This is a genomic window from Vibrio sp. R10-SG3-ISO3 (assembly GCF_059834225.1).
This window is the reverse complement of record NZ_JCBDHE010000054.1, coordinates 25,538-40,337: the sequence shown is the minus strand read 5'-3', so window position 1 is coordinate 40,337 and position 14,800 is coordinate 25,538. Positions and strand designations below refer to the sequence as shown.

Below are 14,800 nucleotides of genomic sequence, written 5' to 3'. Positions count from 1 at the left end.
TGTTAATCCTGATAAAGTCATAGGATGACTGAGGAAACAAGGAGATACAAGTTGAAATTGGAGCCTGTCATCAAGCTGGCTGCGCTGTTTGTGCGCTACCTCGCTGCGCGCATTGACCACGACCGCGTCAGTGTGAATGCGGGGTATTTGGCCTACATTACGCTGCTGTCGATCGTGCCCATGTTGACGGTGCTGCTGTCCATTTTGTCCTCGTTTGCGGTATTTGAGAACGCAGGCGAGGTGATTCAAGACTTTGTCATTACCCATTTTGTCCCTGCGGCGGGCGATGCGGTGAAAAACGCGCTGCTGCAATTTGTTACCAATACGGGCAAGATGACGGCGATCGGCAGTGCGTTCTTATTTGTCGCTGCGCTGATGCTGATCTCCAACATCGATAAGAATCTCAATTACATCTGGAGGGTGCGCAAAAAGCGCCGTTTGGTGTTCTCCTTTTCGATGTACTGGATGGTGCTCACACTCGGCCCTATCCTAGTTGGGGCAAGTATCGCCGCGACCTCTTACGTCACCTCGCTAAAAATTCTTGAGCATGAAACCTTGTCGAGTATCTACACCTTGATGCTGCGCTGGTTGCCGTTTTTGTTGTCCTTTTTCGCCTTTATTGGTCTTTATATGTTGGTGCCCAATAAAAAGGTCCGTTTTACCCATGCGGTGATCGGTGCGATTGTTGCGGCGCTGCTGTTTGAGGCGAGCAAAAAAGGCTTTGCCCTCTACATTACTCAGTTTCCTTCCTATCAGTTAATTTATGGCGCGCTGGCCGCGATTCCGATTTTGTTCGTTTGGGTCTATTTGTGCTGGCTGATTGTGTTGATTGGCGCAGAAGTGACCGCTTCTCTTGGTGAGCGGGAGAAGTGGAGCCAGACGTTAGCCGTGGTACACTCACGCCCAGATGAGACAGCACAACAAGAAGGAAAAGAGAGTGATAGCGCTGATTCAAAGAGTGAGTGAAGCGGCCGTTCGCGTCGATGGCGATGTCGTGGGTGAGATTGAACATGGCTTATTGGTCCTGCTTGGGGTCGAAAAAGACGACGACGAAGCCAAAGCCAAGCGCTTGATGGAGCGCGTCACCGCTTATCGCGTGTTCAGCGATGAGGAAGGGAAAATGAACCTCAACGTGCAGCAAGTGGGCGGTAAGCTGTTGGTCGTCTCGCAGTTCACCTTACCCGCAGACACCAAAAAGGGCACGCGAGCGGGCTTTTCTCGCGGCGCGGCGCCACAGGATGCCGAGCGCCTCTATAATTATTTCTCCGATCTGTGTGAGCAAGTACTGCCCACAGAGCGAGGACGCTTTGCCGCAGATATGAAAGTCTCTTTGGTCAACGATGGCCCTGTGACCTTCTGGCTCCAAGCGTAAATACACAGACACAAGGATAGATATGTTTAAGCTAATTACGCCAAAGACGGACAACCAGCTCAACAAGTATTACCATTTTCGTTGGCAAATGCTCAGAGAGCCGTGGCGGATGCCAATCGGATCTGAACGCGATGAGTTTGATCCGCTGAGCCACCATCGTATGATTGTTGATGGCCGTGGCCGACCGATGGCGATTGGGCGCTTATACATTACCTCAGACAACGAAGGTCAGATCCGCTTTATGGCGGTCAAAGGCAATCGTCGCAGCAAGGGTATGGGGTCACTGGTGTTGGTCGCGCTCGAGTCGCTTGCTCGTCAAGAAGGCGCCAAGCGCTTGGTGTGTAATGCCCGTGAGGACGCGATAGATTTCTATGAGAAAAACGGCTTTGAGCGCCGTGGTGAGTTGACGGATGAGCGTGGCCCCGTGCGCCATCAGCAAATGGTCAAGCCGCTCGATCCCATGGCAAATGTTCTGCGTAAACCCGAATGGTGCACTGAGCTGCAAGAGCGCTGGGAGCATCAAATCCCGATCAGCGACAAAATGGGCATTAAGATCAACCAGTACACGGGCTATCAATTTGAGTGTGTCTCTCAGCTCAATCCTAACCTCAACCCGCACAACACCTTGTTTGCAGGCTCCGCCTTTACATTGGCCACTCTCACTGGATGGGGCATGACTTGGCTGTTGATGAAAGAGCGCAACTTGCACGGTGACATCGTGCTCGCTGACAGCCAAATTCGCTATCGCCACCCTGTGGTACAAAACCCGGTGGCGTCGACCTCCCTGGATGGCATCAGCGGCGATTTGGACCGCTTAGCGCAAGGGCGCAAAGCGCGCATCGTCATCCATGTCACCATCTACAGTGGCGATGTGGCGGCGGTGGAGTTTATTGGTACCTACATGCTGCTGCCTGATTACCGCACTATGCTTGGCGAAGCCGGGCGCGAACTGGCCGTTTAACCCGCTAATTAAGGGCAGCGGTCGAAGATCTGAGTAGTCTGACTGAACACTTCTGACCAAAGGTGCTGACAGCCAGATTCGCTTTTAATCAGCAAGGTGGCAAAGCGTGGTTTGGTCAAATCGATGTGACCGGCAATACTGGGCGCGTCAAACGGCGCGCTCAGTTCAATGCGGCCGCGATCAACGTGGCTGACGAGCGGATCACTGGGCAACGCGAGTTGATACTGCTGCTCACCATCACTGCTGTACGCTTCCAGGGTGGCTTGATGCATGGCCAATGTCACTTTGCCCGACACGCTGTGCGACAGCATGCTGTAATCGCCCGCTAATCCTGACAGCTCGGCGCTGAGTTCGGCAAATCCGCTCAAGGTAAAGGGCAGCCAGCGCAAAAGCCAGCTTTGCTCTAGCGGCACGCCATCGCCGTGCAAAGTGAGCGACCAAGGACGGCTGATGGTGCGCCTATCGAGGTGACCGTTCGCATCAATATAGCCTGTGGCCAACGGCGCAAAAAAGCGATCCAGATAGACGATGCCTTGCTCCACGCGCGCATTGAGCACCGCTTGCGTCGTCAGCAGCTTGTCGTAACTGGCGTTGTTGGCGCTTACTTCCAGCTCCCCCGCATAGAGTCCAAGCTGGTGGTCTTGAATCAAGGTCAGCCCTTTGCCTCGAACATTGAGGCCGCTGAGCTGCCAATAGGGCATTTTTTCGACTTGGATGACCTGGCCATTGTTAATGTGCAATTGTTCGATAGAGAGCGTGTCGAGGGTGGAGTGCGAACGCTCAAACCCGTTCAGCAGGCTTTGTGTATCCTCCAACCATTTGATGTTATTGAGTTTGACCTCATCGAGCGCCACGTGCGTTGGGCTGACCTTACCGCGCAGCTGCACCCTTCCTTGTTTAAAATCCGCATCCCACTCCTGAACATTGAGCTCACCTTGACTGAAGGTGATTTTGGTCAGTGGCGAGAGCAATGCCAACTCGCCATTGTGGATACGATCGGCGCTGAGTGATAGGTAGCCATTGTCTTGTTGCCAGAGCGATTGGGTGAGGTCGAGGTTTTCCAGCGAGGCATCGAGATTGTCCAATTGCCAATCTTGATAGCGCAAGGTCGCGCCAAGAATATCTAAGCTGTTGATGTGAACAATCGGCAGCGTCACCGCGGCGAGACTACGACGCAGGCGCTCAATGTTGAGCGGCTGATTTTGGTTTGGATGGGTTAACGTCACATTGACCAGTGACCAGCCATGCGGGTATTGCTCCGCTTGGCCTGACAGCTGCGCGTTATTCCAGTCAAACGAGGCACCATAGACGGTGCTGTTTTGTGCGCGATAGCGACCATCAATCAGTAGGTTATTCAACGCTTCGCCGTGAATGTAGAGCTGCTTCGCCGCCAGTTGAATGTCGCCAAACGGCACTGTTTGTGTATCGGATTGCCAACTTGGTGCTTGAATTTGCAGATCCACATCGCGCGCGGACCAGTGGGCGCCGCTCAAATCGACATGCTTCAACGCCAGTTGCTGGGTATGAATGGGCAGAGGAGAACGCGTAGCATCGCGTAGCGGGTTCAACCAATCGCGCAGTTGTGTGACATCCAAGCGAGCCTCTTCTATCAAAACGGAGTCGAAGGCGAGTTTGCCCTCCTTCCACGGCCACTGGCTGAGCCATAGGGTGAGCTTGGGCAACTGGAGCGTGGGGTGGTTATGGTCTGTATCGCTAAAGAGGGAATCGGGCTTTCCAGCGGCAAGGTGCAGGGAGACTTGCTCCATCTCAAACTGGTAAGGCGCTGTGTAACGCAGTGACTCAATCTCGATCTGATACGGGGTCAAGGACTCAAGCAGTTGCTTGACCACTTGCGGTGCTTTGTTCGTGTGCAACACAGCAAACAGCGCACCGATAGCCATCATCGCTATCAGCAGTATTGAGATCATTAACCACTTGAGTGTTTTCTTCACAGTCCAGTCCGTTGGGGTCACCTTGTGTTTAGAGTGAAACATTTTGCTTCAACAGGCAATCAAAAAGCCCCTCAAATGAGGGGCTTGGCGACAGTTAACGGTGAAGGGTCACGTTATTTGAGTTGTGGCCCTGCCGCAACCAGTGATTGACCTTCAGCGTTGTCGGTGTACTTATCAAAGTTGTTGATAAAGCGCTCGGCCAAATCGTTGGCTTTGCTTTCCCACTGCAACGGATCAACGTAGGTATCACGGGGATCCAAAATCGCAGGGTCGACACCCGGTAGAGAGGTCGGCACTTCGAGGTTGAAGATTGGAATGTGCTTCGTTTCTGCCTGTTCAATCGAACCATCTAAAATGGCGTCGATGATGCCGCGCGTATCTTGGATAGAGATACGTTTGCCACTGCCATTCCAGCCGGTATTGACGAGGTAGGCTTCAGCACCCGCCGCTTCCATACGTTTGACCAACACTTCTGCATACTTGGTTGGGTGAAGCGTGAGGAACGCAGCACCAAAACAGGCAGAGAAGGTCGGCGTTGGCTCCGTAATGCCACGCTCTGTACCCGCAAGTTTGGCGGTAAAGCCAGACAAGAAGTGGTACTTGGTTTGCTCCGGCGTCAATTTAGACACAGGAGGCAGCACGCCGAAGGCATCCGCAGAGAGGAAGATCACTTTGTTCGCATGACCCCCCTTAGACACCGGTTTAACGATGTTGTCGATGTGCTCGATAGGGTAGGAAACGCGCGTGTTTTCAGTCTTCGAACCGTCATCAAAATCGATGGAGCCGTCATTGCGTACCGTGACATTTTCCAACAAGGCATCACGACGGATGGCGTGGTAAATATCTGGCTCGGCTTCTTTCGATAGTTTGATGGTTTTGGCGTAGCAGCCGCCTTCGAAGTTGAACACGCCATCGTCATCCCAGCCGTGCTCGTCGTCACCGATCAGGGCACGTTTTGGATCGGTGGATAGTGTGGTTTTACCTGTACCAGATAGACCAAAGAAAATCGCCACATCGCCTTCTTTACCCATATTGGCACTGCAGTGCATAGACGCGATGCCTTTCAATGGTAAGAAGTAGTTCATCATGGCGAACATGCCTTTCTTCATTTCACCGCCGTACCAGGTACCGCCGATCAACTGCATGCGCTCGGTGAGGTTGAACACGGTGAAGTTCTCTGAGTTGAGGCCGTGCTCTTGCCATTTATCGTTGGTGCACTTCGCGCCGTTCATGACGACAAAGTCGGGTTCAAACGTTGCCAACTCTTCTTCGCTTGGGCGAATGAACATGTTCTTCACGAAATGGGCTTGCCACGCCACTTCAGTGATGACGCGAATACTGAGGCGCGTATCAGGGTTGGCGCCGCAGTAGCCATCAATCACAAACACGCGTTTGCCAGATAGCTGATGGGTGACCAAGGCTTTGAGGTCGTTCCAGACCGCTTGATCGATAGGTTTGTTGTCGTTTTTCACCGCGTCGGATGTCCACCACATGTGCTCTTCGGTGGTGGCGTCTTTCACGATGTATTTATCTTTTGGTGAGCGGCCGGTAAAAATCCCGGTATCAACAGCGACTGCGCCGAGTTCGGTGACTACGCCTTTTTCGTAGCCTTCCAGATCCGCGCGAGTTTCTTCTGCGAACAACATCTCGTAACTGGGGTTGCGTACCACCTCTTTTACGTTGTGAAGTCCGTGCTTGGTAAGATCAAGTGTTGCAGCCTTTGTATGTTCCATAACGGTCATAGGTGCTCCTTATAGGAATATTTTTGTAGGGATTTTGTCAATATTTTTTTATTTATCTGCTCACCATGCTAGCAATGGGCTTGCTCGAAAACAGGGATATAGTTCAAAGATTAACCGTAATTTTCGTGGGGTTTTAAGCGACTCATCACATATTGGCGCGATCAGTGTATCGTGTGCGCAAAGCATTGCGCTAGAGCGCAAGGGATTATTAATTGCTTAAAATTAAGAGGTTAGTTTATTACGGCTGAAGCGAGTGATTACGGCCATTGGATCACAAAAAGGCCGACATAGAGTCGGCCTTTTGATAGAAAAATTACACGCTTGCTGCGTTATGAAAATTAATGCAGCGTGGAATTGCCGTTTGAGGCTTGTGAGAACAGTTCGGCGACTTCGAATTCATCAAACGAATAATTCGTGCCGCAGTAATCACAATGTAAAGAAATTGAACCTTCTTCGGCCAAAATGTCGTTTACTTCCACACGGTCGAGCGTAACGATTGCTGCGCCACTACGTTCACGCGAACAGCCACAATGGAACGCAACAGGTTGCGGATCAAACAGGCGGACTTTCTCTTGGTTGTATAGACGGTACAGCAACTCATTGGCTTCAAGTGAGAACAACTCTTCATCTTTGACGGTATTAGTGAGCTGCTCTAAGTGCTCAAAGTCATCGGCGCTGCCGGTGCCATCGGGCATCACTTGGATCAACATGCCAGCGGCTTTCGGCGTCCCTTCATATTCACCGGTGCGAATCCATAGACGCGTTTTCAACTGCTCAGAGTTAGCAAAGTAGCCTTCGAGGATCTCGGCTAAGGTATCGCCTTCCAGTGCAACAATGCCTTGGTAACGTTCGCCTTGTTTCGGATCGATGGTGATCACCAAGTAGCCTTTACCCATCATATCGTGGATGCTGGCATCATCGGCAATGTCGCCCTCAAAGCGCGCCACACCGCGGATTTTCTGTTTGTTGTCACCGTTAATCACCGCGAGAGAGACCGGGCCATCCCCTTGCAGTTGCAGTGTGATGGACCCTTCAAACTTCAGCGTAGCGGTGAGAAGAGTGGTTGATACAAGCAGCTCCCCCAGTAGCTTTTGAATAGCGACTGGGTATTCCTTGCTGGAAATGATGCGTTGGTAGGCTTCGTCCAGTTGTACCAACTCGCCACGTACTGATAGATCTTCAAATAAGTAGCGATTCAAAACATTGCTTGCCATGTGGCGATTCCTCGTAAATTTTTGCCTTGCTGGTGCGGGTAGACATTATTGATGTTTAAATTTGATGATGTCGCGACGCTGCTTTTTATCCGGGCGACGATCTGGGCTTGGGTTGTGAGCATGAAGCTTACGACGCAAGGCATTGTCTTCGCGCTTGGCGATACTTTCTGTGGTTTCACTGTATAGAGTTTGCGCTTCAGGTGCGCCGCGGCGTTGATCGGAAATCTTCTCGATCACCACGGTTTTCTCTTCCGTACCTTGGCGCAGAGTGATGACAGCGCCAAGTTCCACCGCTTTACTCGGTTTACTGCGCTGGCCATTATAGTGAACTTTGCCACCATCGACCATGTTTCGTGCAATCGAGCGTGTTTTGTAAAATCGAGCCGCCCAGAGCCATTTATCCAGCCTGACGACATCTGTTTGGGAACCCATTGTGGTTTTTACTCTCTAATAAGCGTGCATGAACTTCATCGTCTCTTTCTTGGCTCTGTATTGAGATGAAAGAGGTGAAAAAGGCGACCTCATGTATGAAAAACATCGAAGTGGGATGCCGATGACCTGGTCACGGCATAACCGATTCGTTAACAATGGTGATGGAGATCCGATTTTTCAAGCAAATCGGCAGATTTTCGTTCGTTAACAGCGCGCCCAGTGGCATTGATAGTGAGCTCATAGCAAACTTTGATACAATGAGAACAGTGTTAACTCCCTGCACAGAGTCGTTTTTCCCGAATATCAGGACTCCCAGGTGCAGACAATAAGGAAATTGAGTGGAATTTTCGGCAACTCGGCTGTCGCAACTCGGCATGTCGCTCAAAAACAGTCAGGTTCAAGCAAAAATCAGTCGCGGGCTAACCGTTGTGCTCTTGGTGGTGTGCGCTTGGCTGGCGGGCGAGCTGGTCTGGTCGATGGTGGACTCGCCGAGTGTGGTGTCACGCTCCATTCGCGCCAGTGGTGAAGTCACCCGAACTGCGCCAGAGCGCTTAAACCTCTCCTCTCTGCAAAATAGCCACCTGTTTGGCCGCTACACCCAAGAGACCCCAACCGAGGCGGCGCCGATTCAAGAAGCGCCCAAAAGTCGTCTCAATTTGGTGCTGGTGGGCGCGGTGGTCAGCTCCAACAGCGAGAAGAGCTTGGCAGTCATCGCCAACAGGGGCCAGCAAGAGACAGTCGGCATCGGTGAAGCCATTCAAGGTACGCGCGCCAAGTTGGTCCAAGTCCACAGCGATCGGGTCATCATCGACAACGCGGGGCGCAATGAAACCATCATGCTGCAAGGCATCGACTACTCTGCGCAGTCGGCGCCTTCTTCCTCTTCATCGAAAGGGACCTCTTCTTCCTCATCATCGAGCCATCGAGTGGACATCTCCCCTGACACCTTAGAGCGTATCCGAGAAGAGATAGGTCAAGACGCCAAACAGGTTTTTCAGTACGTGCGCATGTCGCAAATTAAAGAAGGTGATGATGTGGTGGGTTACCGCCTTTCTCCGGGTAAAGACCGAGAATTGTTTGATGAGGTGGGTTTGCAAAATGGCGATATCGCGGTGCAGATCAATGGCCTCGACCTAAAGGACGCTGCGGCAATGACACAGGTGTTCAACGCCTTGTCTGAGTTAACGGAATTGACGCTCACCGTAGAGCGAGAAGGCCAACCCTATGAGATTTATATTGAATTATAAGACTTGCCCAGCGGCGCGAGTCACAAGGAGAATAATGTGAAGCAGTGGCTTGAGAACGTTTTTTGTAGGCGCTTTTTTGGTGGGGACATGAGAATTAAGAGAAGTGCTTGGCTGTTAGCAGCAAGCTTATTGACCCCACTGGTGAGCGCCAATGATTTCAGTGCCAGCTTTAAGGGCACGGACATTCAAGAGTTCATTAACATTGTGGGGCGAAACTTAGAAAAGACCATTATCGTGGATCCAGCGGTACGCGGAAAAGTCGATGTGCGCAGCTACGACATGTTGACCGAAGAGCAGTACTACCGTTTTTTCCTCAATGTGCTCGAAGTGTATGGCTTTGCCGTGGTGGAGATGGAGAACGGCGTACTCAAAGTCATTCGCGCAAAAGACGCCAAAACCTCGGCTATTCCAGTGGTGGGTGATGGCAGCGTGCAAGGTGACGCCGTGGTCACTCGCGTAGTGGCCGTGCGCAATGTCTCGGTGCGCGAGCTCTCGCCACTGCTAAGACAGCTCAATGACAACGCTGGTGCCGGTAACGTGGTGCACTACGACCCTGCCAACATCATTTTGATCACCGGACGCGCCGCCGTGGTTAACCGCTTGGCGGACATCATCAAACGCGTCGACCAGGCGGGCGACAAAGAGATCGAAGTGGTGGATTTAGCCAACGCTTCTGCCGCAGAGATGGTGCGTATTGTCGATGCGCTGAATAAAAGCGCCGATAAAAACACCCCAGCGTTTTTGGAGCCTAAGTTGGTGGCAGACGATCGCACCAACTCGATTTTGATCTCCGGCGATCCGCAAGTGCGTGAACGCCTGCGCCGACTGATCAAGCAGCTCGACGTGGAAATGGCGTCGAAAGGCAACAACCGCGTGGTCTACCTCAAATACGCCAAAGCCGATGAAATGGTTGAGGTGCTCAAAGGCGTGTCTGCCAACCTGCAAGCGGAGAAAAACGCCGGCAGCAACACCAATTCGCAGCGCAATGACGTGATGATCGCAGCCCACCCGGGGACCAACGCGCTCGTGCTCACCGCGCCGCCAGATATCATGAACGCGTTGCAAGAGGTGATTTCACAACTGGATATTCGCCGCGCGCAAGTGCTGATTGAAGCACTGATTGTTGAAATGGCAGAGGGCGATGGCATCAACCTTGGTGTGCAATGGGGATCGTTGGAAACCGGCTCTGTCATCCAGTATGGAAATACAGGGGCTGGCATCGGTGAAGTGATGGTCGGGTTGGAGGAAGCTAAAGATACCACCACCACCACAGCAGTATATGACTCAGATGGCGACTTTTTGCGTAATGAGACCACTACGGAAGAAGGCGACTATTCTACGCTGGCCTCGGCACTCTCTGGCGTCAATGGCGCAGCGCTCAGTGTGGTGATGGGCGACTGGACGGCGCTGATCAGCGCGGTATCGACTGACTCCAACTCCAATATTCTCTCCTCACCGAGCATCACCGTGATGGATAACGGCGAGGCCTCGTTTATTGTCGGTGAAGAGGTGCCGGTATTGACGGGCTCTACGGCCGGTTCGAACAACGATAACCCATTTCAAACCGTCGACCGTAAAGAGGTCGGCATCAAACTCAAAGTGGTGCCGCAGATTAACGAAGGCAACTCAGTACAACTCAATATTGAGCAAGAGGTGTCCAACGTGCTTGGTGCCAATGGCGCGGTGGATGTGCGGTTTGCCAAGCGCCAGCTCAACACGTCTGTAATGGTCGAAGACGGTCAGATGATTGTCCTCGGCGGTTTGATTGATGAGCGCGCGCTAGAGAGCGAATCGAAAGTGCCGCTGCTGGGCGACATTCCGTATCTTGGCCATCTGTTCAAATCGACCAGTACCCAAGTGGAGAAAAAGAACCTGATGGTGTTCATCAAACCGACCATCATTCGCGATGGTATGACGGCCGATGGCATCACGCAGCGTAAATACAACTTCATCCGTGCTGAGCAGCTTTATAAAGCGGACCAAGGTCTTAAGCTGATGGACGATGCGCACATTCCTGTGCTGCCAAAATTTGGTGATGAGATCCGCCATCCGGTGGAAATCCAAGCCTTCCTTGACCAAATGGATATGCAGTAATGGAGAGACCGTCCGTTCGTCGCCTGCCGTTTAGTTTTGCCAAGCGTTTCAGCTTGGTGTTGGAAACCGAGCAGACCGAGTCACCTGGCTTGGTGCTCTATTATGTTGAACCGCTTGCGGTAGACGCCCTGCTCGAAGTGAACCGCGTGGTCGGCGAGCCGTTTGGTATGCAAGCGGTCAGCAGCAGTGAGTTTGAACAGCGTTTAACCCGCGCCTACCAGCGCGACTCTTCGGAAGCGCGCCAGTTGATGGAAGACATTGGCGCGGACAGTGACGATCTCTTCTCACTGGCCGAAGAGCTGCCGCAGGATGAAGATTTGCTGGAGTCAGAAGACGACGCGCCGATCATCAAACTCATCAACGCCATGCTAGGAGAGGCAATCAAAGAGGGCGCGTCGGATATCCACATCGAAACCTTTGAGAAAAGCTTAGCGATCCGTTTTCGCGTCGATGGTGTACTGCGTGATGTGTTATCACCCAGTCGCAAACTTGCGCCCCTTCTGGTCTCACGGGTGAAAGTGATGGCGCGGCTCGACATCGCGGAAAAACGCGTGCCTCAAGATGGGCGAATTTCCCTGCGTATGGGTGGCCGCGCGGTCGATGTGCGTGTCTCGACTATGCCATCGTCGCACGGCGAGCGCGTGGTGATGCGTCTTTTGGACAAAAACGCCACGCGATTGGATCTGCACAGCCTTGGTATGACCAAGGCCAATCACGATGATTTCCGTCAGCTCATCGGTCGCCCGCACGGCATCATTTTGGTCACCGGTCCTACGGGCTCAGGTAAATCGACCACCTTGTACGCGGGCTTAAGTGAGATCAACAGTAACGAGCGCAACATTCTGACGGTGGAAGATCCGATCGAATTTGATATCGACGGCATCGGCCAGACGCAGGTCAACCCGAGAGTGGATATGACCTTTGCGCGCGGCTTGCGCGCCATTTTGCGCCAAGACCCAGATGTGGTGATGGTCGGCGAAATTCGCGATCTCGAAACGGCGCAAATTGCCATTCAAGCTTCATTGACTGGCCATTTGGTGATGTCGACCTTGCACACCAATACCGCCACAGGGGCGATTACGCGTCTGCGTGATATGGGCATTGAACCGTTTTTGCTCTCCTCCTCGCTGCTTGGTGTGTTGGCTCAGCGTTTGGTGCGCACCCTGTGCCCATCGTGTAAAGCACCCTATCAGGCTGACCCGCAAATCAAACAGTGGTTTGCGCTCGGCGAAGATGAGAACCTCACGCTGCACAAAGCCGTTGGCTGTGAAGCGTGCAACTTTAAAGGCTATCGCGGCCGAACCGGGATCCATGAGCTGCTGCGGGTCGATAACGAGGTGCAATCGCTCATCCATGATGACGCGGGCGAGCAAGCGATTGAGAAAGCCATTCGTGCCCGCACGCCAAGCATTCAACGCGATGGCCTTGAGAAAGTCAGACAAGGCATCACGACGCTTGAAGAGGTGTTGCGTGTGACCAAGGAAGCGTAATGGCGGCATTTGAATACAAAGCGTTAGACAGCAAAGGCAAAACCAAAACCGGCGTGCTCGAAGCCGATACAGCGCGCCAGTTGCGCTCGCGGCTAAAAGAGCAGGGTTTGGTGCCGATGGCGGTCAAAGAGACGCGGCAGAAAAACGCCAAGCAAGCCCATTCAGGGCGCAGCGGTTTTCGTCGTGGAATCAGTACTCCAGATTTGGCGTTGATCACCCGCCAGCTCGCCACCTTGGTGCAATCGGGCATGCCCCTTGAGGAGTGTTTGCGCGCCGTGTCTGAGCAGTCAGAAAAAGCGCGCATTCGTTCGATGTTGCTTGCGGTGCGCTCCAAAGTGACCGAAGGGTACACCTTGGCCGACAGCTTGGCGGACTTTCCTCATATGTTTGATGATCTGTTTCGCTCTATGGTCGCGGCGGGGGAAAAATCGGGCCATCTGGACTCCGTGTTAGAGCGCTTGGCGGATTACGCCGAAAATCGGCAGAAAATGCGCTCGAAACTGCAACAAGCCATGATCTACCCTGTGGTGCTGGTGGTGTTTGCCATCGGCATTGTGGCGTTTTTGTTGGCGGCGGTGGTGCCGAAAATTGTCGGTCAGTTTGTCCAGATGGGCCAAGCACTGCCGCAATCGACCCAGTTTTTGCTCGCCTCAAGCGAGTTTGTTCAGAACTTTGGTCTCTACTTATCACTTGCGATCGTGGCGCTGAGCTACGTCATCAAGCTGGCGTTAGCCAAGCCGAGCGTGCGTCTGGCTTATGATCGAAAACTGATTGGCCTGCCGATGATTGGCAAAATCAGCAAAGGGCTCAACACCTCGCGTTTTGCCCGCACATTGTCGATTTGCACGTCGAGCGCGATCCCGATTTTGGATGGCATGAAGGTGGCGGTGGATGTGATGAGCAATCGCTACGTCAAGCAGCAAGTCACCCTAGCCGCCGATAGCGTACGTGAAGGGGCAAGCCTGCGTCGCGCACTCGAGCAGACCAAACTGTTCCCACCTATGATGCTGCACATGATCGCCAGTGGTGAACAAAGTGGTCAGCTTGAAGGCATGCTGACGCGCGCCGCCGACAACCAAGACGCCAACTTTGAATCTATGGTGAATATTGCTCTGGGCATTTTTACTCCGGTACTGATTGCGCTGATGGCGGGATTGGTGCTGTTTATCGTCATGGCGACGTTAATGCCCATTTTAGAAATGAATAATTTAATGGCGGGATGATCCCGCACTCGGAGAGAACAACAATGACAAACAGAATCAAAAAACAGTCGGGCTTTACGTTATTAGAAGTGATGGTCGTCGTGGTGATTTTGGGGATTTTAGCCAGCTTTGTGGTGCCTAACCTGTTAGGTAACAAAGAGAAGGCGGATCAACAAAAAGCGGTTACAGACATCGTCGCCTTGGAAAACGCACTCGACATGTACAAGCTTGATAATAGCGTCTACCCGACCACAGATCAGGGGCTAGAGGCGTTGGTCAGCAAGCCATCCAACCCGGAGCCGCGTAACTACCGTGAGGGTGGCTACATTCGCCGTTTGCCAAGCGATCCTTGGGGCAACGACTACCAATACCTAAGCCCAGGTGACAACGGCAATATCGATATCTTTACCTTGGGCGCCGATGGCCAAGAGGGCGGTGAAGGCATCAATGCCGACATTGGTAACTGGAATATCCAAGACTTTCAATAATGCGTCAACGCGCTCGCGGCTTTACCTTACTTGAAGTCTTGCTGGTGGTGGTGATCGCCGCGCTGTCATCGGCGGCGGTGGTCTCCACCTTGGTCAGTCGCAGCAGTGATGAGGCAAAAAAGCAGGCCAGCGCCGCGTTTCATCGCCTGCAACTCCTCAACGAAGAGGCGATGCTGGCGGGGAAAGATTACGGTTTGTGGGTCGATGAAAAGCGCGGCCGCTATCGTTTGGTAAGCTTAACCGCGAAGGGGTGGCAGCGTCTAGACGATGGCCAAATTCCGGCAGAGACGGAGCTTGGAGAAAACTTGGCACTCAAGCTCACGATGGGCGGCTCGGCGTGGCAGGACGAAGATCGCCTGTTTCGCCCCGGCAGCTTGTTTGATGATGACCGTTTTGCAGACCTTGAAGAGAAAGACGCACTACCGACGCCGCAAGTCTTTATTATGTCGAGCGGTGAAGTGAGCCCGTTTGAGCTCGCGATTGCGCCAAAGGCCAGTAGCGGCCAGTGGTCACAAGAGGCCGCATGGCGCGTGATCGCCAAAGAGAACGGCCAAATTGTGCTGCTGGCGCCGGGAGAGAGCGATGAGTAAACCACGCGCGATGATG

General features: G+C 52.9%; 13 protein-coding genes. 9 read left to right on the top strand and 4 right to left on the bottom strand.

Going from position 1 to position 14,800, the window contains the following annotated elements; translation table 11 throughout:
• Window positions 1–24 precede the first annotated feature (24 nt).
• Genes AC6R1A_RS16785 through AC6R1A_RS16775 form a run of 3 tightly spaced genes read left to right on the top strand, consistent with a single transcriptional unit; the run spans window position 25 to window position 2,333 of the window.
• The gene (locus tag AC6R1A_RS16785; protein WP_487903083.1) at window positions 25–966 is read left to right on the top strand and encodes a virulence factor BrkB family protein; all 942 of its coding nucleotides are present in this window, start codon (window positions 25–27) and stop codon (window positions 964–966) included.
• Window positions 938–1,372, top strand: a complete 435-nt coding sequence (gene dtd / locus AC6R1A_RS16780; RefSeq protein WP_500625617.1) for a D-aminoacyl-tRNA deacylase — start codon at window positions 938–940, stop codon at window positions 1,370–1,372. Before AC6R1A_RS16785 ends, dtd begins: the two co-directional genes overlap by 29 nt.
• Before the next feature lie 22 nt (window positions 1,373–1,394).
• Window positions 1,395–2,333, top strand: a complete 939-nt coding sequence (locus tag AC6R1A_RS16775) for a bifunctional GNAT family N-acetyltransferase/hotdog fold thioesterase (protein ID WP_500628046.1) — start codon at window positions 1,395–1,397, stop codon at window positions 2,331–2,333.
• A gap of 8 nt (window positions 2,334–2,341) precedes the next feature.
• Here the strand turns inward: AC6R1A_RS16775 and AC6R1A_RS16770 are convergent, their stop codons facing one another.
• The 4 genes from AC6R1A_RS16770 to hslR form a co-directional block, all read right to left on the bottom strand.
• Window positions 2,342–4,327, bottom strand: a complete 1,986-nt coding sequence (locus AC6R1A_RS16770) for an AsmA family protein (protein WP_500632555.1) — start codon at window positions 4,325–4,327, stop codon at window positions 2,342–2,344.
• Between the two features lie 71 nt (window positions 4,328–4,398).
• Complete coding sequence (gene pckA, locus AC6R1A_RS16765; protein WP_487903079.1) at window positions 4,399–6,027, bottom strand: phosphoenolpyruvate carboxykinase (ATP); 1,629 nt, start codon at window positions 6,025–6,027, stop codon at window positions 4,399–4,401.
• A gap of 338 nt (window positions 6,028–6,365) precedes the next feature.
• Window positions 6,366–7,241 (bottom strand): Hsp33 family molecular chaperone HslO, encoded by an 876-nt coding sequence (hslO, locus tag AC6R1A_RS16760; protein WP_500630184.1) that lies wholly within the window; start codon window positions 7,239–7,241, stop codon window positions 6,366–6,368.
• Window positions 7,242–7,286: 45 nt separating this feature from the next.
• On the bottom strand, window positions 7,287–7,673 hold the full coding sequence (gene hslR, locus AC6R1A_RS16755) for a ribosome-associated heat shock protein Hsp15 (RefSeq protein WP_334554939.1): 387 nt from the start codon (window positions 7,671–7,673) through the stop codon (window positions 7,287–7,289).
• 374 nt (window positions 7,674–8,047) lie between these two features.
• On the opposite strand from hslR, the gene gspC reads away from it, so the two are divergent.
• The 6 genes from gspC to AC6R1A_RS16725 all read left to right on the top strand — a co-directional run bounded on the left by gspC (window position 8,048) and on the right by AC6R1A_RS16725 (window position 14,784).
• A complete protein-coding gene (gene gspC / locus AC6R1A_RS16750) occupies window positions 8,048–8,920 on the top strand; it encodes a type II secretion system protein GspC (RefSeq protein WP_500632565.1) in 873 nt (290 codons plus the stop codon).
• Between the two features lie 87 nt (window positions 8,921–9,007).
• Window positions 9,008–11,014: a type II secretion system secretin GspD gene (gspD, locus tag AC6R1A_RS16745; RefSeq protein ID WP_500632556.1), complete on the top strand. Its 2,007-nt coding sequence runs from the start codon at window positions 9,008–9,010 to the stop codon at window positions 11,012–11,014.
• A complete protein-coding gene (gene gspE / locus AC6R1A_RS16740; RefSeq protein ID WP_500632557.1) occupies window positions 11,014–12,504 on the top strand; it encodes a type II secretion system ATPase GspE in 1,491 nt (496 codons plus the stop codon). Before gspD ends, gspE begins: the two co-directional genes overlap by 1 nt.
• Window positions 12,504–13,727 carry a type II secretion system inner membrane protein GspF gene (gene gspF, locus AC6R1A_RS16735; RefSeq protein WP_500632558.1) on the top strand — a complete coding sequence of 408 codons (1,224 nt, stop codon included), beginning with the start codon at window positions 12,504–12,506 and terminating at the stop codon, window positions 13,725–13,727. The genes gspE and gspF overlap by 1 nt, the downstream gene beginning before the upstream one ends.
• 23 nt (window positions 13,728–13,750) lie before the next feature.
• Window positions 13,751–14,194: a type II secretion system major pseudopilin GspG gene (gene gspG, locus AC6R1A_RS16730; protein ID WP_334554933.1), complete on the top strand. Its 444-nt coding sequence runs from the start codon at window positions 13,751–13,753 to the stop codon at window positions 14,192–14,194.
• The gene (locus AC6R1A_RS16725) at window positions 14,194–14,784 is read left to right on the top strand and encodes a prepilin-type N-terminal cleavage/methylation domain-containing protein (protein WP_500632559.1); all 591 of its coding nucleotides are present in this window, start codon (window positions 14,194–14,196) and stop codon (window positions 14,782–14,784) included. Before gspG ends, AC6R1A_RS16725 begins: the two co-directional genes overlap by 1 nt.
• The last annotated feature ends 16 nt before the right edge of the window (window positions 14,785–14,800 follow it).

Excerpts from the sequence above, each read along its gene's own strand:
- AC6R1A_RS16785 (WP_487903083.1), top strand. The coding sequence starts at position 25 with ATGACTGAGGAAACAAGGAGATACAAGTTGAAATTGGAGCCTGTCATC.
- AC6R1A_RS16775 (WP_500628046.1), top strand. The coding sequence starts at position 1,395 with ATGTTTAAGCTAATTACGCCAAAGACGGACAACCAGCTCAACAAGTAT.
- AC6R1A_RS16770 (WP_500632555.1), bottom strand. The coding sequence starts at position 4,327 with ATGTTTCACTCTAAACACAAGGTGACCCCAACGGACTGGACTGTGAAG.
- pckA (WP_487903079.1), bottom strand. The coding sequence starts at position 6,027 with ATGACCGTTATGGAACATACAAAGGCTGCAACACTTGATCTTACCAAG.
- hslO (WP_500630184.1), bottom strand. The coding sequence starts at position 7,241 with ATGGCAAGCAATGTTTTGAATCGCTACTTATTTGAAGATCTATCAGTA.
- hslR (WP_334554939.1), bottom strand. The coding sequence starts at position 7,673 with ATGGGTTCCCAAACAGATGTCGTCAGGCTGGATAAATGGCTCTGGGCG.
- gspC (WP_500632565.1), top strand. The coding sequence starts at position 8,048 with ATGTCGCTCAAAAACAGTCAGGTTCAAGCAAAAATCAGTCGCGGGCTA.
- gspD (WP_500632556.1), top strand. The coding sequence starts at position 9,008 with ATGAGAATTAAGAGAAGTGCTTGGCTGTTAGCAGCAAGCTTATTGACC.
- gspE (WP_500632557.1), top strand. The coding sequence starts at position 11,014 with ATGGAGAGACCGTCCGTTCGTCGCCTGCCGTTTAGTTTTGCCAAGCGT.
- gspF (WP_500632558.1), top strand. The coding sequence starts at position 12,504 with ATGGCGGCATTTGAATACAAAGCGTTAGACAGCAAAGGCAAAACCAAA.
- gspG (WP_334554933.1), top strand. The coding sequence starts at position 13,751 with ATGACAAACAGAATCAAAAAACAGTCGGGCTTTACGTTATTAGAAGTG.
- AC6R1A_RS16725 (WP_500632559.1), top strand. The coding sequence starts at position 14,194 with ATGCGTCAACGCGCTCGCGGCTTTACCTTACTTGAAGTCTTGCTGGTG.